This is a genomic window from Massilia pinisoli, assembly GCF_024753285.1.
GTDB classification, from domain to species: Bacteria; Pseudomonadota; Gammaproteobacteria; order Burkholderiales; family Burkholderiaceae_D; genus Telluria; species Telluria pinisoli.
Map to the genome: position 1 here is coordinate 88,572 of NZ_JANUGW010000008.1, position 17,821 is coordinate 106,392.

The following is a 17,821-nucleotide window of genomic DNA, read 5'->3' on the forward strand; positions in this document are numbered from 1 at the left end:
GTGGATGACGCAATGGTACAAGTGCCGCGCGCCGCTGAGAAGGCGCGCGTGGTTTTGCCGCACACGGCGCCTTGCGGCGCTCAGTTCACTTCGGTGACGAACTGGTCGAGCGGACGCCGCACCTTCGGCAGGTTGACGAGCCAGTCCTGCTCGGCCTTGCGGTAGCCCAGCGGCAGCATGACGACGCTGCGCAGGTGCTGTTCGCGCAGGTTCAGGATCGTGTCGACGGCGGCCGGGTCGAAGCCTTCCATCGGCGTCGCGTCGACTTGCTCGAACGCCGCCGCGATCACGGCCGCGCCGAAGCCGATGTAAGCCTGGCGCGCGGCATGTTCGAAGTTCACCTGCGCGCCGCGGCCCGGATAGGTCGACAGCAGCTGCTGGCGGTACGCTTCCCAGCCTTCGTTGCGGAAGCCGCGCACGTCATTGGTCAGGTCGAACATGTGATTGATGCGTTCCGGCGTGTAGTCGTCCCAGGCGGCGAACACGAGCAGGTGCGACGCATCCGTGACCTGCGCCTGGTTCCACGCCACTTCGCGGATCTGCGCGCGCAGCGTCGGATTCTTCACGACCAGGATTTCGTAGGGCTGCAGGCCGGACGACGTCGGCGCCAGGCGGGCGGCTTCGATGATGCGGTCGACCTTGTCCTGTGCGACAGGGCGGGTCGGATCCATTGCCTTGGTGGCGTAACGCCATTGCAGTTTATCGAGTAATTCCATGGGGCACCTTATGAATGATGGATGCCCGCATTGTATTTTATCCTCGCCATGCAATAAACTAGGATTTCAGCAAATGATTTGTTCCCGAAAGGTGAAGATGGCGCGTAAATTCGACCACTTGTCGGATGTCGAGGTATTGCTCAGCGTGATCGAACATGGGTCGTTCAGCGCGGCGGCCGTCGTGTTGTCGACGACGGCCTCCGTGCTGAGCCGCGCCATCTCGCGGCTGGAACACCGGCTGGGCGCCCAGCTGCTGCGGCGGAGTACGCGCAGCCTGAGCCTCACCGACGCCGGCCGCCGCTACGCCGACGAGGTGCGCGCCGCGTTCGCCCAGATCGAGCAGGCGGAGCGCACGATCCGCAGCACGACGGTGCAGCTGAGCGGCAAAGTGCGCATGAGCGTGCCCACGAGCTACGGACGGCAACGCCTGCCGCCGCTGCTGGCCGCCTATGCACGCGCCTATCCATTGGTCGAGCTCGAGGTGGACATCAGCAACCGCAACGTCGATCTGGTGGCGGAAGGGTTCGACCTCGCCATCCGCTCCGGCCCGATCCCGAGCAGCAGCATGGTGGCGCGTCCGCTCGAGGACTCGCCGCTGTGCCTCGTCGCCGCGCCGGACTATCTGGAGGCGGCGGGACCGCTGGGCGGCCTGGCCGACCTGGCGCGCGAGCGCTGCATCGCGTTCATCCGTCCCAGCACCGGCCGCGTGATCCCCTGGCATTTGCGCGACGACGGGCGCGACATCGACTGGATGCCGCCGGCGGCCGTCAGCGTGGCGACCGACGTCATGGGCGTCGTGTGGCTGGCGGAGCAGGGGATGGGCATTGCGCTGTGCCCGCGCCTGTTCGTCGAGGAGAGCCTGGCCGCCGGCCGCCTGACCGAGGTGTTGCCCGGCCTGGGCGGGCGTACGCGCACGTTTTCTCTCGTTTATCCGGCGCACCGCAGCCTGTCGGCCGCGTCGCGCGCGCTGATCGACATGTTGGTGGCGGGCCACGTCCAGGCAAGCGCTGCCTGACGGCTCAGGCGGGGACGATCACGCCGGATAGAGCGCGCCGAGGATGCGCGGTCCGGCCGCGCCGGTCACGGCCGGCAGATTGCCCGGCTGGCGCCGCAGGAAGCGGTAGCCGAGCCATGCGAACGCGAGGGCTTCCACACGGTTCGGCGCGACGCCCAGCGTGTCCGTCGATGCGACCGGCGTCTGGCCGCCGAGCGCGTCGGCGAGGTCGCGCAGCAGCACGCCGTTGTACGCGCCGCCGCCGCACACATAGACGGCCTGCGGGCTCGCTTCCGCCTGGATCGCGCGCGCGATCGACACGGCCGTCAGCCGGGTCAACGTGGCCTGCACGTCGGCCGGGGAAATTCCCGGCCGCTGCGCCAGCTTCGCGGCCAGCCAGTCCGCGTGGAACAGGTCGCGGCCCGTGCTCTTGGGCGGCGGTTGGCGGAAATACGGTTCGTCCAGCAGCAGGTCGAGCAGCGCCAGGTCGACCGCGCCCGTCGCGGCCCAGGCGCCGTCCTGGTCGTACGGCAAGCCCTTGTGGCGCGCGATCCACAAGTCCATCAGCACGTTGCCGGGGCCCGTGTCGTAGCCGGTCACGCGGCCGTCGCCGTGCAGCACGCTGATGTTGCCGATGCCGCCGATGTTGACGACGACGCGCACCTGCCCCCGCTTGCCGAAGCGCGCCTCGTGGAACGCGGGCACGAGCGGGGCGCCCTGGCCGCCGGCGGCGACGTCGCGGCTGCGGAAGTCCGCGATGACGTCGATGCCGGTGAGCTCGGCCAGCAGGGCGGGGTTGTTGGTCTGGCGCGTAAAGCCCAGTTCGGGGCGGTGGCGGATCGTCTGGCCGTGCACGGCGACGGCGCGCACGGGACCCGGCGCGTTGGCCGCCAGCGCCTGCACGCACTCGGCGTAGCAGCGCGCCAGCGCGTTCGCGGCGAGCGCCTCGCGCTCCAGTTCGTTGGCGCTGGCGGCCTGCAGGGTCATCAGCTCGGCGCGCAGTTCGGCGGGAAACGACGTGAACGCGGCGTCCAGGGTGCGCATGCCGCGCCCGGAGAAGTCGGCCAGCACGCCGTCGACACCGTCCAGGCTCGTGCCGGACATCAAGCCAATGTAGAGAGTCGAAGCCATGTCGGTTCCAGTCCTAAAAAGCAAAACGCCTTGCCGGCATGCCGTGCAAGGCGTTCATCTACCGAAGCTGACGGATCAGCGTGCGGCCATCGCGTTGCCGGCCGGCGACAGCAGCGAGAAGCGGTGCGACATCTCGGCGGCCGCCATCTTGAAGCGGTTCATTTCGCCCGGCGTCAGCGGCTGCTGCTGCAGGTTCTTCAGCGCCATCGGGTCGGTGGCGTGACCGCCGATGCGGAATTCGTAGTGCAGGTGCGGGCCCGTTGCCCAGCCCGTCGCGCCGACGTAGCCGATCACATCGCCTTGCGCCACTTTCTGGCCGCGGCGCAGGCCGCCGGCGAAGCGGCTCATGTGGCCGTACGCGGTGCTGTAGTTGGACCAGTGCTTGAGCACGACGACGTTGCCGTAGCCGTTCTGCGTGCCGACGAAGTCGACGACGCCATCGCCCGACGCCTTGATCGGGGTGCCCAGCGGTGCCGCGAAGTCGACGCCTTCATGCTTCTTCCACACGCCGAGCACCGGATGCATGCGCATCGAGAAGCCCGACGAGATGCGGTTGAACGCCACCGGCGACTTCAGGAACGCCTTCTTCAGCGCCTTGCCGTCCAGGCTGTAGTAGCCGCCCTGGTGGCTGATGGGGTCTTCGTACCAGACGGACTGGTAAGCCACGCCGCGGTTGACGAATTCGCCGGCCAGGATGCGACCCGTGCGCACCATCTCGCCGTCCAGCCAATAGGTTTCGTAGACGACGTTGAAACGGTCGCCGCGCTTCAGGTCGCCGCGGAAGTCGATGCTCGTCGAGAACATCTCGATGATCTGGTTGACGATGGAATCGGGGATCTGGCTGCCGTCGCTGGTGTCGTCGGTGGCGGCGTACAGCGAGCTGGTGATGTTGCGCGAATGCATCTCGACACGGCGCTCGAGCTGGGCCGGGGCCGCGTTCGACACGAATTTGTCGCCCTTGCGGGTGACGGTGACGGTCTTGAACTCGTCCTTGTCGGCGATCGTCGCGTGCAGGCTCAGCAGTTGGCCGTTCTCGTCCGTCTCGGCCTGGATGCGCTTGCCGGTCTTGAGCGAGAGGATCGAGCGGGCGACCTTGTCGTTGCGGACGAAGGCTTGCGCTTGCTGGTCCGCGATGCCGAGACGGTTGAACACGGCGCCCAGCGAGTCGCCGGGGCGGATGCGTTCTTCGTGAATGAATTGCTGCTGGCCTTGCTGGAGGGCCGCGATCTGGTCTGCCAGGTTCGGCAGCTGCAGGTCTTGCGCCACGGATTTGACCGGCATGTCGCTGGCGTCCGGCGCGATCGGCGCGACGGCGGTGGCGCCGAATGCGCACAGTGCCAGGGCTGCGGTACCGCCGGCGACGATGCGGGTTTTGCGGCTCGTTTCAGCCAGGCCAAACCAGCGCTTGCCGGTGATTTTCTGTAATGGGTTCATGCAATCAGTTAAAATTTACCGCTTGAACAGCCCAAGACTATTTGTGGTTTTTATTAGTGTTGTCGTTGAAACTTTTCGTGCGGCAAGATTGACGGGATCGCGAATTATATCAAAATACCGGGTCTTACAACCGCTTTAGTCCTTTTCCTACAAAATTTTTATGACTTCTCCAGAAATTTCTGGTAATGCAAAAACAGCAACACCAGCAGCCGGCCCGGCACTCCTCCCTCTGAGCGACGCCGTCCAGGAAGCCCTCGCCATCACGAAACGCGGTGTGGACGAGCTGCTGATCGAAAGCGAATTTGCCCAGAAACTGGCGCGTTCCGAACAGAGCGGCACACCGCTGCGCATCAAGCTGGGCCTCGACCCGACGGCGCCCGACCTGCACCTGGGCCACACCGTCGTGCTGAACAAGCTGCGCCAGCTGCAAGACCTGGGCCACCAGGTGATCTTCCTCATCGGCGACTTCACATCGATGATCGGCGACCCGTCGGGCCGCAACGCCACCCGTCCGCCGCTGACCCGCGAACAGATCGAGGCGAATGCGACGACGTACTTCAAGCAGGCGTCGCTCGTGCTCGACCCGGAGCGCACGGAAATCCGCTACAACTCCGAATGGTGCGACGCGCTGGGTGCCCGCGGCATGATCCAGCTGGCCTCGCGCTACACCGTGGCCCGCATGATGGAGCGCGACGACTTCACCAAGCGCTACAAGAGTGGGACCCCGATCTCGGTGCATGAGTTCCTTTATCCTTTGATGCAGGGCTACGATTCCGTCGCTTTGAAAGCAGACCTTGAGCTGGGTGGAACGGACCAGAAATTCAACCTGCTGGTCGGCCGCGAACTGCAAAAGGACTACGGGCAAGAGCCGCAGTGCATCCTGACGATGCCGCTGCTGGAAGGCCTGGACGGCGTCGAGAAGATGTCGAAGTCCAAGAACAACTACATCGGCATCACGGAACCGGCCAACACGATGTTCGGCAAGCTGATGAGCATCTCGGACGTCATGATGTGGAAGTACTACGAGCTGCTGTCGTTCCGCTCGATCCAGGACCTGGCCGCATTGAAGGCGGAGGTCGAAGGCGGCCGCAACCCGCGCGATGCGAAGGTCGCGCTGGCGCAGGAGATCGTCGCCCGCTTCCACTCGCAGCAGGCGGCCGACGATGCGCTGGCCGACTTCGTCAACCGCTCCAAGGGCGGCATTCCGGACGACGTGCCGGAAGTGGCCGTGTCCGGCGCGCCACTGGGCCTGCCGCAACTGCTGCGCCAGGCCGGCCTGTGCGCGTCCAGCTCGGAAGCCATGCGCATGGTCGACCAGGGAGGCGTGCGCATCGACGGCGCCGTCGTCTCCGACAAGGCGTTGCAGGTCCAGGCCGGCACGTTCGTATTGCAAGTGGGCAAGCGCAAGTTCGCCCGCATTACACTGTCGGCATGATCGGCCTGCTGCAGCGGGTCAGCGAGGCCAGCGTGACGGTCGACGGCGAAGTCGTCGGCCGCATCGGCCGCGGGCTGATGGTGCTCGTGTGCGCGGAAAAGGGCGACACGGAACGGGAAGCGGACGCACTGCTCGCGAAGCTGCTGACCTACCGCGTGTTTTCCGACGACGCCGGCAAGATGAACCGCAGCGTGACGGACGTCGCGGGCGGCCTGCTGCTCGTGCCGCAGTTCACCTTGGCTGCCGACACCCGGTCCGGCACCCGGCCGTCGTTCTCGCCGGCCGCCGCGCCCGACGACGGGCGCCGGCTGTTCGACCATGTCGTGCGCCAGGCGCGCGAACGTCACGGTATCGTCGAAACGGGTCGTTTCGGCGCCGACATGCAAGTGGCGCTGACCAACGACGGACCGGTGACATTCTGGCTTCGTATTGATCCACCCCGTATTGCAGCGTGAAACGCGAAACCGCGCGCCGCGGCGGCAGTCTTACGGACAGTGGATGGCAGGGAGAAACGACATGAAAATCTGGAGCGATTCCTTTATCGAGGGCGACATGATTCCGCCCAGGTGCGCGTTCGCCGAGATGGATCCCGGCAGCCACATCAAGCTGTCGAGCAACCGCAGCCCGCACATCGCGTGGGACGACGTGCCGGCGGGCACGCAGTCGCTCGTGCTGTTCATGCACGACCTCGACGTCCCGTCCGACGGCAGCGACGTCAACCAGGAAGGGCGGACAGTGCCCGACGCGCTGCCGCGCACGGATTTCTATCACTGGACGCTCGTCGACATCCCCGTCTGCCTGAAGTCTTTCGCCGAAGGCAAGTTCTCCGACATGGTCACGCCGGGCGGCAAGAGCGGCCCGCTCGTGCCGTTCACGATCAAGAACGGTACCGAGCACCAGTTGCGTCACGGCATCAACGACTACACGGGCTGGTTCGCGAACGATCCCGACATGGCTGGCGAATACTATGGCTACGACGGCCCGTGCCCGCCGTGGAACGACGAGCGGGTGCACACCTACGTCTTCACGCTGTACGCCCTCGACATTCCCCGGCTGCCGCTGGAAGGCCGCTTCACCGGCAAGGAAGCGCGCCTGGCCATCACGGGGCACATCCTGGACGAGGCGAAGATCTTCGGCGTGTACACGCTCAATCCCGACGTGGCGGGCAACCTGATCGGTCAGCCATCCTGACCGGTTTATCTTTTACCGACCGCTCCGCACGCCGGGGCGGCGCATCCGCATGACGACAACGAACGCAGCCCCCACCGATATCCTTTTGATCCGCCACGGCGAGACGGCATGGAACGCCGAACGCCGCCTGCAAGGCCACCTGGACATTCCGCTGAACGACGAAGGCGAACGCCAGGCGGCGCTGCTGGCCGGTGCGCTGGCGGCGGAAACCATCGACGTGCTCGTCGCGAGCGACCTGAAGCGGGCGCGCCAGACCGCGCAGGCCGTGGCCGACCGGCGCGGCCTGGCGCTGGCGATCGAGCCGGCGTTGCGCGAGCGCGGCTATGGCGGCTTCGAAGGCTTGCTGTACAGCGAGATCGAGCAGCGCTTCCCGCGCGAGTTCGCCGCATGGCAGGCGCGCGACGTCGACGCCCAGCTGCCGCCCGGCCGCAACGTGGGCGAGAGCTTCCGCGCTTTCTTCGACCGTGCCACGGGCGCCATCCTTGCGCTGGCGGGCGCGCACCCCGGCAAGACGATCGCGCTCGTCGCGCATGGCGGCGTGCTGGAATGCGCGTACCGTCTGGCGCTCGGCCTGTCTCTGGAAACCCCGCGCGACTTCAAGGTCTACAACGCGAGCGTCAACCGTTTCCGCTTCGATCCGGCCACGCAGACGCTCGCATTGCGCAGTTGGGGCGAGGTCGACCATTTGCGTCCGGCCGTGCTGGACGAACTTCCTTGACCGTACTGGTGCGATTGGCAAGCCTTTTCTGGCGCGTGCGCAACAATTCAGTAAAAAAAATCTGCTGATAAATTGAGCAGCGGTTCGGGTAAAATAGCGAGTTCCCGACGCTTCCCATGATTTTCTGCCGTGCAAATTGGTCCATATACGCTGCGCAATAATGTCTTCGTTGCCCCGATGGCCGGGGTGACCGACCGTCCGTTCCGCCAGCTGTGCAAGCAGCTGGGCGCGGGCTACGCGGTGTCCGAGATGGCGGCATCGAATCCCCGACTGTGGGCCAGCGAGAAGAGTTCGCGGCGCACGGACCATGCGGGCGAGATGGAGCCGAAAGCCGTGCAGATCGCGGGCGCGGACCCGCATGACCTGGCCGAATGCGCGAAGTTCAACGTCGACCGCGGCGCCCAGATCATCGACATCAACATGGGGTGCCCCGTCAAGAAGGTGTGCAACAACTGGTGCGGCTCGGCGCTGCTGCAGCACGAAGACCTCGTCCAGCGCATCCTGGATGCCGTCGTGAACGCCGTCGACGTGCCCGTCACCCTGAAATTCCGCACCGGCTGGGATCGCCAAAACAAGAACGCGCTGACGATCGCCCGGATGGCCGAGGACGCCGGCATCGCCATGCTGACCCTGCACGGCCGCACCCGCGCCGACGGCTACAAGGGCGAGGCGGAATACGAGACCATCGCGGCCGTCAAGGCGGCCGTCAACATCCCCGTCGTGGCCAACGGCGACATCACGACGCCCGACAAGGCGAAGTTCGTGCTGGACTACACGGGCGCCGACGCCGTGATGATCGGCCGCGCCGCGCAGGGCCGTCCATGGATCTGTCGCGAAATCGATTACTACCTGCGCACGGGCGAGTATCTGCCGCCGCCGCTCGTCGACGAGGTGCGCGCGCTGATGAACGAACACCTGCCGGCCCACTACGCGTTCTACGGCGAATACCTGGGCGTGCGCACGGCGCGCAAGCACATCGGCTGGTATGTCGAAGACTTGCCCGGCGGCGAGGAATTCCGCCAGCGCATGAACCGTCTGGAATCGACTGCCGAACAATTGGCCGCGGTCGATGAGTTTTTTAAATCACAACATCGGTACGGCGAGCGGTTACAATACCGGCCCGCGCATGTCGATGCCGCGATTGCCGCCTAAAAGATAGTCAAAATAATAAGAACGTCGGAGACAAACGCTGCCACAAGCAGCATTTAACCAGGATGAAGCTGTAGACCATGAGCAAAGAAAGTATCCAGGAAGTCGTTCAGAAAAGCCTCGAAGACTATTTCAACGACCTGGGCGAGCAAAAACCGACGAACATCTACGACATGATGCTGCTGACCGTCGAAAAGCCGATCCTGCAGGTGGTGATGACGCGGGCGGAAGGCAATCAGTCGCATGCGGCCCAGATGCTGGGCATTAATCGCAATACGTTGCGCAAGAAGTTGCAGGAGCACGGGCTGCTGTAAGCCGCCGGCGGAGGGGCCGGGGCGTGCAGGTGTGCGTCGGGCCCTTTGTCCGGCGCGCGCGAGCCCGTCCAGAATTTTTTCAACAGGCCACTCCCATGATCAAACAAGCACTCATCTCCGTTTCCGATAAAACCGGCGTCCTCGATTTCGCGCGCGCGCTGTCCGCCCTCGGCGTGAACATCCTGTCCACCGGCGGCACCGCCAAACTGCTGCAGGACAATGGCGTGCCGGTCACCGAAGTCGCCGACTACACGGGCTTCCCGGAAATGCTCGATGGCCGCGTCAAGACGCTGCATCCGAAAGTGCACGGCGGCATCCTGGCCCGCCGCGATTTCCCGGAGCACGTCGCCAAGCTGGAAGAGCACGGCATCCCGGAAATCGACATGGTGGTGGTGAACCTGTATCCGTTCCAGGCGACCGTGGCCAAAGAGCAATGCTCGCTGGAAGACGCGATCGAGAACATCGACATCGGCGGCCCGACCATGCTGCGTTCGGCCGCGAAGAACCATCGTGACGTCGTCGTCATCGTCGACCCGGCCGACTACGGTCCGGTGCTGGCGGAGATGAAGGGCACCGGCGAGGCCGCCGGCAGCGTCGGTTACGAAACCAAATTCCGCCTGGCCAAGAAAGTGTTCGCGCACACGGCGCAATACGATGCCGCCATCACGAACTACCTGACGAGCCTCGGCCCGGACAAGGACCACACGAACCGCGCCGCCTACCCGCAGACGCTGAACCTGCACTTCGAAAAAGTCCAGGACATGCGCTACGGCGAAAACCCGCACCAGACGGCCGCGTTCTACCGCGACCTCGTGCCGGCGGCCGGCAGCCTGGCCAACTACCGCCAGCTGCAGGGCAAGGAACTGTCGTACAACAATATCGCCGACGCTGACGCGGCATGGGAATGCGTCAAGTCGATGAAAGGCTTCAACATGCCGGCCGGCTGCGTGATCATCAAGCACGCGAACCCGTGCGGCGTGGCGATCGGCGCCGATGCGCTGGACGCCTACCAGCGCGCGCTGAAGACGGATCCGACGTCCGCGTTCGGCGGCATCATCGCCTTCAACGTGCCGGTCGACGGCCCGGCCGCGGAAGCCGTCGCCAAGCTGTTCGTGGAAGTGCTGATCGCGCCGGCGTTCACGGCGGAAGCCCTGCAGATCATGTCGGCGAAGCAGAACGTGCGCCTGCTGGAAATCGCCCTCGGTGACGGCCAGAACGTGTACGACGTCAAGCGCGTGGGCGGCGGCCTGCTCGTGCAATCGCCGGACGCGAAAGACGTCGGCCTCGGCGACCTGCGCGTCGTGACGAAGTTGCAGCCGACCCAGCAGCAGATGCAGGACCTGATGTTCGCATGGCGCGTGGCCAAGTACGTGAAGTCGAACGCGATCGTGTTCTGCGCCGGCGGCATGACCCTCGGCGTGGGTGCCGGCCAGATGAGCCGCATCGATTCCGCACGCATCGCCTCGATCAAGGCGCAGAACGCGGGCCTGTCGCTGGTAGGCTCGGCGGTCGCGTCGGACGCGTTCTTCCCATTCCGTGACGGCCTCGACGTCGTCGTCGACGCGGGCGCGACCTGCGTCATCCACCCGGGCGGCTCGATGCGCGACCAGGAAGTGATCGATGCGGCGGATGAACGCGGCGTGGTCATGCTGTACACTGGCACGCGTCACTTCCGCCATTAATCGGTAGGGTGGGCGGCTTGCCGCCCACGCGTCCAACCGGCGTTGGTTGACCGTGCGATGTGCATGTGTCGCCTGAACGCGTGGACGGCGGAGCCGTCCACCCTACGGAAGCGGCATAATGTTGCCGCTACCTGTGTTTTTGCACAGTATTTTTCCCCCGAAACACCCGCGCCGGTATAACATTCGATAATGATTATTCTCGGCATCGACCCGGGCCTGCGCACGACAGGGTTCGGGGTCATTGAAAAGCAAGGCAACCGGCTGCGCTACATCGCGTCCGGCACCATCAAGACGGGCAGCGAAGGCGCGTTGCCGCCGCGGCTGAAAGTCATCCTGACGGGCGTCAGCGAAATCGTCGCCACCTACCAGCCGGCTTGCGCCGCGATCGAAAAAGTCTTCGTCAACGTCAATCCGCAATCCACATTGCTGCTCGGCCAGGCGCGCGGTGCCGCCATCACGGCACTCGTCGGCGCCGACCTCGACGTGGCGGAATACACGCCCACGCAAGTGAAACAGGCCGTCGTCGGCACGGGCAAGGCCGTCAAGGCCCAGGTGCAGGACATGGTCGCGCGCCTCCTGAAGCTGCCGGGCCTGCCTGGCTCGGATGCAGCCGATGCGCTCGGCATTGCCATCTGCCATGCCAACAGCCATGATGCGCTGGCATTGATGGGCGCGCTCGCGCCGGCCAATCCGAAGAAGCCGACGCTGCACATGAAGCGCGGCCGCCTCGTCTAATTTGAAAGGTCACCATGATCGGTCGTCTCTCCGGAGTCCTGCTGGAAAAGAACCCGCCCCAAGTGCTTGTCGATTGCCAGGGCGTCGGTTATGAAGTCGACGTGCCGATGAGCACGTTCTATAACCTGCCGCACACGGGCGAGCGCGTCACGCTGTTCACGCACTACGTCGTGCGCGAGGATGCGCACCTGCTGTTCGGCTTCGGGTCGGCGAACGAACGCGCCGTGTTCCGCCAGCTGATCAAGATCACGGGCGTGGGCGCGCGCACGGCACTGTCCATCCTGTCCGGCATGACCGTGAACGACCTCGCGCAGGCCGTGACCTTGCAGGAAGCGGGGCGCCTGGTCAAGGTGCCGGGCATCGGCAAGAAGACGGCCGAGCGCCTGCTGCTGGAATTGAAGGGCAAGCTGGGGGCCGATATCGGCGTCGCGGCCGGCACGCCGCACGACGACGCGCAGGCAGACGTGCTCAATGCGCTGCTGGCTTTGGGGTATTCTGACAAGGAAGCCCTGATCGCGATCAAGAACATGCCGGCCGGGACCAGCGTATCCGACGGCATCAAGCTGGCGTTGAAGGCGTTGTCCAAGGCGTAATTTGGTCGGGACGGGCGCCGCATGAGCGCGTGGACGGCGGCGATGTCGCCGAATACTCACGTTGCAGAGTGGAGCCGCCCACCCTACGTGACCCCGGCACCATTTAAGATAATGTAATGAGCATTCAGACCGACAATTTCACCGAGCAGCGCATCATCGACGCCGCGCCCGCCTCGCCCAACGAGGAAGCGATCGAGCGCGCGTTGCGGCCCAAGCATCTGGACGAATACGTCGGCCAGGAAAAGATCCGCGACCAGCTCGAAATCTTCATCCACGCGGCTCGGAAACGCCGCGAGGCGCTCGACCACACGCTGCTGTTCGGTCCGCCGGGTCTCGGCAAGACGACGCTCGCGCACATCATCGCGCGCGAGATGGGCGTCAACCTGCGCCAGACGTCCGGCCCCGTGCTGGAACGTCCCGGCGACCTGGCCGCGCTGCTGACGAACCTCGAGGCGAACGACGTGCTGTTCATCGACGAGATCCACCGCCTGTCCCCCGTCGTCGAGGAGATTCTGTACCCGGCGCTGGAAGACTACCAGATCGACATCATGATCGGCGAAGGCCCGGCCGCGCGGTCCGTCAAGCTCGACCTGCAGCCGTTCACGCTCGTCGGCGCCACGACGCGCGCAGGCATGCTGACGAATCCGCTGCGCGACCGCTTCGGCATCGTCGCCCGCCTTGAGTTCTATAACGTCGACGAGCTGACGAAGATCGTCGCACGCAGCGCCGCGCTGCTGGAGGCGCCGATCAACGAAGAGGGCGCACGCGAAGTGGCCCAGCGCGCGCGCGGGACGCCCCGCATTGCCAACCGGCTGCTGCGCCGCGTGCGCGACTATGCGGAAGTGAAGGGCAACGGCGACATCACGAAGGACATGGCCGATCGCGCGCTGCGCATGCTGGACGTGGACACGGTCGGGTTCGACGTGATGGACCGAAAGCTGTTGGAAGCCGTGCTGTTCAAGTTCGCAGGCGGGCCGGTGGGCATCGGTAACCTGGCCGCCGCCATCGGCGAAGCGGCGGACACCATCGAGGACGTGCTCGAACCGTTCCTCATCCAGCAGGGCTATCTGCAGCGCACGCCGCGCGGCCGCATCGCGACGCCGCTGGCGTACCGCCATTTCGGCATCGCCGCGCCGCGCATCAGCCCGACCGGCGACTTGTGGGACAACCTGCCCCCGGTGTAGCGAAAAATGTGACGGGGGACGACGTCAGGGCAGCGCCGGTTCCTGGCGCTCGCGCTCGCGCATGGGGCGCTGGCGGCGGTCGGGCGTGGCGGGGAAGATGAAGCTGATGAACATCAGCACGGTTACCGCGAGCAGCAGGCCGCCGCACCACAGCATTTCTTCTTCGCTGCTGGACCACAGGGCGACGAGGCTCAGCGCCGCGGGCAGCATCAGCAGGACGCCGCCCAGGATGCGCAGCGGGATGGAGCGGCGCATGCGCGGCGCCAGCAGGGCGATGTACAGAAAACTTCCAGAGAGCAGGCAGATGCCGAGCACGCTGACCAGCACGGGCAAGCCGTCCATGCCGGGTGTGCTGACGTCCGACAGGACGAGCGGCGGGACCATCGGGATGGCGATCGCGATGAAGAATGAAAGCAACCGTAGGAAAATCATGTGGATGTCTCCTTACGGTTCGGGGCAGCGGGTCGGGAGGTCATGCGACGCCATGTTGAATGGATGAACTTATTAACCACATTAGCATAACGTATCCAGCCATGGCGCGCACGACGCGCAAACGTCGTATGTACGACTGTCGCTACTCCTGGCGCAGCCAGACTTGCGAGCGGCCGAACATCGGCACGCCCACATAGCCGCGCACTTCGACCTTCTTGCCGCCGTCGTGGACGCTCAGCTTGCTCTTGTAAATCTTGCCATTGTTCGGGTCGAGGATCTCGCCGTCCTTGTATTCGTCGCCATCCTTCTTGAGCCCGGACACGATCGTCATGCCGAGGATCGGCTGGTCCTTGCGCGCATCGCTGCACAGCGTGCATTTCGGGTTCGGGTCTTCGCCCGGCGCACGGAACAGTTGCTCGATCTTGCCTCGCAGCTCGCCGCGCTCCTCGGTGATGCGGATGAGGGCGGTCGGTTTGCCTGAATTGTCGTCGATGGCTTTCCACAAGCCGACGGGCGAGGCGTCGCTGGCTTGCGCGAACGGGGCGGCGAGGGTGGCGAGCGCGAAAAGGGCGGCGGTGGCGACGGGGCGCATGGAGTCTCCTTGTTGGATTATGTGGGGGCCTTGCTCTGCCAGTGTAGCAAATCGCACGATCGTTCGGTAAACCAAGGCATGGCTTCTCAGGCCACGTCGGGCAGCAACAACAGGAGGTCCGTCGGACCCACATCGACGCCCAGTTGCGAGAATAATGTCGTCGCCTGGCCCCGGTGGTGCGTCTGGTGGTTGAACACGTGCAGCAGGACGTCGCCCAGGCGCTTCGTGCTGGCGACGCCTTTCATCGACGTCCACGTGAGGGGGCCGTCCAGCTGGGCGGGCGTCACCTCGGCGCTGAAGGCGAGGATGGCCGCGTCCAGCTTCGCGCGCAGTGCGTCCAGTTCGGGCAAGTCCGGGCACAGGCGCTGGTCCAGCGATGCCGGCCGGGGCACGTCGTCAAGGCAGCGCAGCGACGTGAGGCCAGACCCGCCGGGCACGCCGGCGGCGATGCGCTTGAGCCAGATGACGTCCGCGATCACGAGGTGGTTCAGCGTGCCGAAGATCGAACCGAAGAACGCGCCCCGGTCTTCGTGCACGCGCTCCGCCGGCAGTGCGGCGGCCGCGGCGTACAGCTTGCGGTTCATCCATTCGTTGTACGTGGCAAGGTGGGCCAGGTGGGCGAAGTGGGAAGTCGTCATGAGCGTGATCCGATAAAAAAAACGCGCCGGCAGCAAGCCGGCGCGTTGTTCAGTACAGGGCGTAAGGCATCAGGCCGGCGGCAGCTTGGCGAACTGCTCGTTCAGCTTGGCCAGGGTGGCGCTGAAGTTGTCGAGGCGCTCGCGTTCCTGCGCGACCACGGCCGCGGGCGCGCGCGCGACGAAGCTTTCGCTGGACAGCTTGCCGTTGGCCTTGGCGATCTCGCCTTCGATGCGCGCGATCTCCTTCTTCAGGCGCTCGCGCTCGGCGGCGACGTCGATCTCGACCTTCAGCATCAGCTTAGTCGTGCCGACGATGGCGACGGCGGCCGGCGAATCGGGCAGCGCGTCGACGATCTGCACTTCCGACAGCTTGGCCAGCAGCGCGACGTACGGCGCGAAGCCCTGGGCCGCGGCGCGGTCGGCGTCGTTTGCCGGCTCGACGATCAGCGGCACGCGCACCGAGGGCGACAGCTTCATTTCGCCGCGCAGGTTGCGGGTCGCGTCGGTGACCTTCTTGAACTGCTCCATCCACGCTTCCGCATCCGCGTCGATCAGCGACTCGTCGGCGATCGGGTACGGTTGCAGCATGATCGTGTCACCGGTTTTGCCCGCCAGCGGCGCGACGGCCTGCCACAGCGCCTCGGTGACGAACGGGATGATCGGATGCGCGAGGCGCAGCACGACTTCCAGCACGCGCAGCAGGGTGTGGCGGGTGGCGCGCTGCTGCGCTTCCGTGCCCTGCTGGACTTGCACCTTCGCCAGTTCCAGGTACCAGTCGCAGTACTCGTCCCACACGAAGCTGTAGATGCTGTTCGCGATATTGTCGAAGCGGTAGTCCTCGAAGCCCTTCGCCACGTCCAGCTCGACGCGGTTCAGGCGCGAGATGATCCAGCGGTCGGCCGGGGAATAGTCGGCGGCGTCCGGCTTGCCGCAGTCTTTCCCCTCCGTGTTCATCAGCACGAAGCGCGTGGCGTTCCACAGCTTGTTGCAGAAGTTGCGGTAGCCTTCGCAGCGGCCCAGGTCGAAGTTGATGTTGCGGCCCAGCGAGGCATAGCTGGCCATCGTGAAGCGCACGGCGTCCGTGCCGAATGCCGGGATCCCGTCCGGGAATTCCTTGCGCGTCGCCTTTTCGATCTTCGGTGCGCTGCGCGGGTCCATCAAGCCCGTCGTGCGCTTGGCGACGAGGTCGTCGATGCTGATGCCGTCGATCAGGTCGATCGGGTCGAGCGTGTTGCCCTTCGACTTCGACATCTTCTGGCCCGACGAATCGCGCACGAGGCCGTGCACGTACACGGTCTTGAACGGGACCTTGCCGGTGAAGTGCGCCGTCATCATGACCATGCGCGCGACCCAGAAGAAGATGATGTCGAAGCCGGTGACGAGCACGGACGAGGGGAGGAACAGGTCCATGTCCTTCGTCTGTTCCGGCCAGCCGACCGTGGAGAACGGCACGAGCGCGGACGAGAACCACGTGTCGAGCACGTCGTCGTCGCGTTTCAGTTCGCCCGTGATGCCGGCGGCCGCCGCCTTCTGCTGCGCCTCTTCCTCGCTGCGCGCGACGACGACTTCGCCGTTCGGACCGTACCAGGCCGGGATGCGGTGGCCCCACCACAGCTGGCGCGAGATGCACCAGTCCTGGATGTTGTTCAGCCACTGGTTGTACGTGGTCGTCCAGTTCTCGGGGACGAACCTGATTTCGCCGCTCGCGACCTTTTCCAGCGCCACGTCGGTGATCGACTTGCCCGGATTGTGCGTGCCTTCCGGCGCCGGCTTGCTCATCGCGACGAACCACTGGTCCGTCAGCATCGGCTCGATGACGACGCCCGTGCGGTCGCCGCGCGGCACCATCAGCTTGTGCGGTTTCACTTGTTCCAGCAAGCCTTGCGCTTCCAGGTCGGCGACGATCTTCTTGCGCGCGACGAAGCGATCGAGGCCGCGGTAGGCTTCCGGCGCGTCGTCGACGATTTTCGCATCGAGCGTCATGATGCTCGGCATGGCCAGGTTGTGGCGCTGGCCGACGGCGTAGTCGTTGAAGTCGTGCGCCGGCGTGATCTTCACGCAGCCGGTGCCGAACGCCTTGTCGACGTAGCTGTCGGCGATGATCGGGATCTCGCGGCCGACCAGCGGCAGCTTGAGCATCTTGCCGTGCAGGTGCGTGTAGCGTTCGTCGGTCGGGTCGACGGCGACGGCGACGTCGCCCAGCATCGTCTCGGGACGCGTCGTCGCGACCGTCAGGTGGCCGCTGCCGTCCGCCAGCGGATACTGGATGTACCACATCGAGCCGTCTTCTTCCTGCGAGTCGACTTCGAGGTCGGAGACGGCGGTGCCCAGCACCGGGTCCCAGTTGACGAGGCGCTTGCCGCGGTAGATCAGGCCTTGTTCGAACAGGCGCACGAAGACTTCGGTGACGGTCTGGCTGCGCGGCTCGTCCATCGTGAAGTATTCGCGGGCCCAGTCGGCCGACGCGCCCAGGCGGCGCATCTGGCCCGTGATCGTGCTGCCCGATTTTTCCTTCCACTCCCACACTTTCTCGACGAACGCTTCGCGGCCGAGGTCGTGGCGCGAGATCTTCTGCGCGTCGAGCTGGCGCTCCACGACGATCTGCGTGGCGATGCCGGCGTGGTCGGTGCCCGGGATCCACGCGGTGTTGAAGCCACGCATGCGGTAGTAGCGGGTCAGGCCGTCCATGACCGTCTGGTTGAAGGCGTGGCCCATGTGCAGGGTGCCCGTCACGTTCGGCGGCGGCAGCTGGATGCTGAACGACGGCTTACCGTCGTCCATGGAGGCGGCGAAGTAACCGCGCTGTTCCCATTCCGTGCGCCAGAATTGTTCGATGTCGGCTGGCTCGAAAGACTTGGCTAGTTCCATGATGTGGCTGTGATG

Annotated in this window: 18 protein-coding genes; 11 read left to right on the forward strand and 7 right to left on the reverse strand. The window is 65.3% G+C overall.

Annotated features, from left to right (window positions below; all coding sequences use genetic code 11):
- Window positions 1-80: 80 nt before the first annotated feature.
- Window positions 81-716, reverse strand: coding sequence for an NAD(P)H-dependent oxidoreductase (locus tag NX784_RS12980; protein WP_258817084.1), 636 nt, complete (start codon window positions 714-716; stop codon window positions 81-83).
- A gap of 73 nt (window positions 717-789) precedes the next feature.
- Between NX784_RS12980 and NX784_RS12985 the strand changes: the two genes are divergently transcribed.
- Entirely contained in the window at window positions 790-1,731 is a 942-nt protein-coding gene (locus NX784_RS12985; RefSeq protein ID WP_307735969.1) for a LysR family transcriptional regulator, read from the forward strand.
- 18 nt (window positions 1,732-1,749) lie between these two features.
- Here the strand turns inward: NX784_RS12985 and NX784_RS12990 are convergent, their stop codons facing one another.
- Both NX784_RS12990 and NX784_RS12995 read right to left on the reverse strand, forming a co-directional pair.
- A complete protein-coding gene (locus tag NX784_RS12990; protein WP_258817085.1) occupies window positions 1,750-2,841 on the reverse strand; it encodes an anhydro-N-acetylmuramic acid kinase in 1,092 nt (363 codons plus the stop codon).
- Between the two features lie 75 nt (window positions 2,842-2,916).
- Entirely contained in the window at window positions 2,917-4,275 is a 1,359-nt protein-coding gene (locus tag NX784_RS12995; protein WP_258817086.1) for a peptidoglycan DD-metalloendopeptidase family protein, read from the reverse strand.
- A 160-nt stretch (window positions 4,276-4,435) separates the two neighbouring features.
- On the opposite strand from NX784_RS12995, the gene tyrS reads away from it, so the two are divergent.
- The 10 genes from tyrS (at window position 4,436) to ruvB (ending at window position 13,276) form a co-directional block, all read left to right on the forward strand.
- A complete protein-coding gene (gene tyrS / locus NX784_RS13000; RefSeq protein WP_258817087.1) occupies window positions 4,436-5,710 on the forward strand; it encodes a tyrosine--tRNA ligase in 1,275 nt (424 codons plus the stop codon).
- Window positions 5,707-6,165: a D-aminoacyl-tRNA deacylase gene (gene dtd, locus NX784_RS13005; RefSeq protein WP_258817088.1), complete on the forward strand. Its 459-nt coding sequence runs from the start codon at window positions 5,707-5,709 to the stop codon at window positions 6,163-6,165. Before tyrS ends, dtd begins: the two co-directional genes overlap by 4 nt.
- A 61-nt stretch (window positions 6,166-6,226) precedes the next feature.
- Window positions 6,227-6,901: a YbhB/YbcL family Raf kinase inhibitor-like protein gene (locus tag NX784_RS13010; protein WP_258817089.1), complete on the forward strand. Its 675-nt coding sequence runs from the start codon at window positions 6,227-6,229 to the stop codon at window positions 6,899-6,901.
- A 49-nt stretch (window positions 6,902-6,950) separates the two neighbouring features.
- Entirely contained in the window at window positions 6,951-7,619 is a 669-nt protein-coding gene (locus tag NX784_RS13015; RefSeq protein ID WP_258817090.1) for a histidine phosphatase family protein, read from the forward strand.
- Between the two features lie 129 nt (window positions 7,620-7,748).
- Entirely contained in the window at window positions 7,749-8,771 is a 1,023-nt protein-coding gene (gene dusB, locus NX784_RS13020; protein ID WP_258817091.1) for a tRNA dihydrouridine synthase DusB, read from the forward strand.
- Between the two features lie 77 nt (window positions 8,772-8,848).
- Window positions 8,849-9,082, forward strand: a complete 234-nt coding sequence (locus NX784_RS13025) for a helix-turn-helix domain-containing protein (RefSeq protein WP_036235444.1) — start codon at window positions 8,849-8,851, stop codon at window positions 9,080-9,082.
- A gap of 95 nt (window positions 9,083-9,177) precedes the next feature.
- Entirely contained in the window at window positions 9,178-10,764 is a 1,587-nt protein-coding gene (gene purH, locus NX784_RS13030) for a bifunctional phosphoribosylaminoimidazolecarboxamide formyltransferase/IMP cyclohydrolase (protein ID WP_258817092.1), read from the forward strand.
- 189 nt (window positions 10,765-10,953) lie between these two features.
- Window positions 10,954-11,499, forward strand: a complete 546-nt coding sequence (ruvC, locus tag NX784_RS13035) for a crossover junction endodeoxyribonuclease RuvC (protein ID WP_258817093.1) — start codon at window positions 10,954-10,956, stop codon at window positions 11,497-11,499.
- A 14-nt stretch (window positions 11,500-11,513) separates the two neighbouring features.
- Window positions 11,514-12,092 carry a Holliday junction branch migration protein RuvA gene (ruvA, locus tag NX784_RS13040; protein ID WP_258817094.1) on the forward strand — a complete coding sequence of 193 codons (579 nt, stop codon included), beginning with the start codon at window positions 11,514-11,516 and terminating at the stop codon, window positions 12,090-12,092.
- A 116-nt stretch (window positions 12,093-12,208) separates the two neighbouring features.
- Entirely contained in the window at window positions 12,209-13,276 is a 1,068-nt protein-coding gene (ruvB, locus tag NX784_RS13045) for a Holliday junction branch migration DNA helicase RuvB (protein ID WP_166862376.1), read from the forward strand.
- A 24-nt stretch (window positions 13,277-13,300) separates the two neighbouring features.
- Here the strand turns inward: ruvB and NX784_RS13050 are convergent, their stop codons facing one another.
- From NX784_RS13050 to NX784_RS13065, 4 genes are all read right to left on the reverse strand, one after another.
- Window positions 13,301-13,708, reverse strand: a complete 408-nt coding sequence (locus tag NX784_RS13050) for a hypothetical protein (protein WP_258817096.1) — start codon at window positions 13,706-13,708, stop codon at window positions 13,301-13,303.
- Window positions 13,709-13,850: 142 nt separating this feature from the next.
- Window positions 13,851-14,300 (reverse strand): DUF2147 domain-containing protein, encoded by a 450-nt coding sequence (locus NX784_RS13055; RefSeq protein WP_258817097.1) that lies wholly within the window; start codon window positions 14,298-14,300, stop codon window positions 13,851-13,853.
- A gap of 86 nt (window positions 14,301-14,386) precedes the next feature.
- A complete protein-coding gene (locus NX784_RS13060; RefSeq protein ID WP_258817098.1) occupies window positions 14,387-14,938 on the reverse strand; it encodes a DinB family protein in 552 nt (183 codons plus the stop codon).
- A gap of 69 nt (window positions 14,939-15,007) precedes the next feature.
- A complete protein-coding gene (locus tag NX784_RS13065) occupies window positions 15,008-17,806 on the reverse strand; it encodes a valine--tRNA ligase (RefSeq protein ID WP_258817099.1) in 2,799 nt (932 codons plus the stop codon).
- Window positions 17,807-17,821: the final 15 nt, after the last annotated feature.

What these genes read in the sequence shown, in the direction of transcription:
- tyrS (WP_258817087.1), top strand. Translation starts at nt 4,436, where the DNA reads ATGACTTCTCCAGAAATTTCTGGTAATGCAAAAACAGCAACACCAGCA.
- NX784_RS12995 (WP_258817086.1), bottom strand. Translation starts at nt 4,275, where the DNA reads ATGAACCCATTACAGAAAATCACCGGCAAGCGCTGGTTTGGCCTGGCT.
- ruvC (WP_258817093.1), top strand. Translation starts at nt 10,954, where the DNA reads ATGATTATTCTCGGCATCGACCCGGGCCTGCGCACGACAGGGTTCGGG.
- NX784_RS13050 (WP_258817096.1), bottom strand. Translation starts at nt 13,708, where the DNA reads ATGATTTTCCTACGGTTGCTTTCATTCTTCATCGCGATCGCCATCCCG.
- NX784_RS13010 (WP_258817089.1), top strand. Translation starts at nt 6,227, where the DNA reads ATGAAAATCTGGAGCGATTCCTTTATCGAGGGCGACATGATTCCGCCC.
- NX784_RS13015 (WP_258817090.1), top strand. Translation starts at nt 6,951, where the DNA reads ATGACGACAACGAACGCAGCCCCCACCGATATCCTTTTGATCCGCCAC.
- dtd (WP_258817088.1), top strand. Translation starts at nt 5,707, where the DNA reads ATGATCGGCCTGCTGCAGCGGGTCAGCGAGGCCAGCGTGACGGTCGAC.
- purH (WP_258817092.1), top strand. Translation starts at nt 9,178, where the DNA reads ATGATCAAACAAGCACTCATCTCCGTTTCCGATAAAACCGGCGTCCTC.
- NX784_RS13055 (WP_258817097.1), bottom strand. Translation starts at nt 14,300, where the DNA reads ATGCGCCCCGTCGCCACCGCCGCCCTTTTCGCGCTCGCCACCCTCGCC.
- NX784_RS13060 (WP_258817098.1), bottom strand. Translation starts at nt 14,938, where the DNA reads ATGACGACTTCCCACTTCGCCCACCTGGCCCACCTTGCCACGTACAAC.
- NX784_RS13065 (WP_258817099.1), bottom strand. Translation starts at nt 17,806, where the DNA reads ATGGAACTAGCCAAGTCTTTCGAGCCAGCCGACATCGAACAATTCTGG.
- ruvB (WP_166862376.1), top strand. Translation starts at nt 12,209, where the DNA reads ATGAGCATTCAGACCGACAATTTCACCGAGCAGCGCATCATCGACGCC.
- NX784_RS12985 (WP_307735969.1), top strand. Translation starts at nt 790, where the DNA reads ATGATTTGTTCCCGAAAGGTGAAGATGGCGCGTAAATTCGACCACTTG.
- NX784_RS13025 (WP_036235444.1), top strand. Translation starts at nt 8,849, where the DNA reads ATGAGCAAAGAAAGTATCCAGGAAGTCGTTCAGAAAAGCCTCGAAGAC.
- ruvA (WP_258817094.1), top strand. Translation starts at nt 11,514, where the DNA reads ATGATCGGTCGTCTCTCCGGAGTCCTGCTGGAAAAGAACCCGCCCCAA.
- NX784_RS12980 (WP_258817084.1), bottom strand. Translation starts at nt 716, where the DNA reads ATGGAATTACTCGATAAACTGCAATGGCGTTACGCCACCAAGGCAATG.
- NX784_RS12990 (WP_258817085.1), bottom strand. Translation starts at nt 2,841, where the DNA reads ATGGCTTCGACTCTCTACATTGGCTTGATGTCCGGCACGAGCCTGGAC.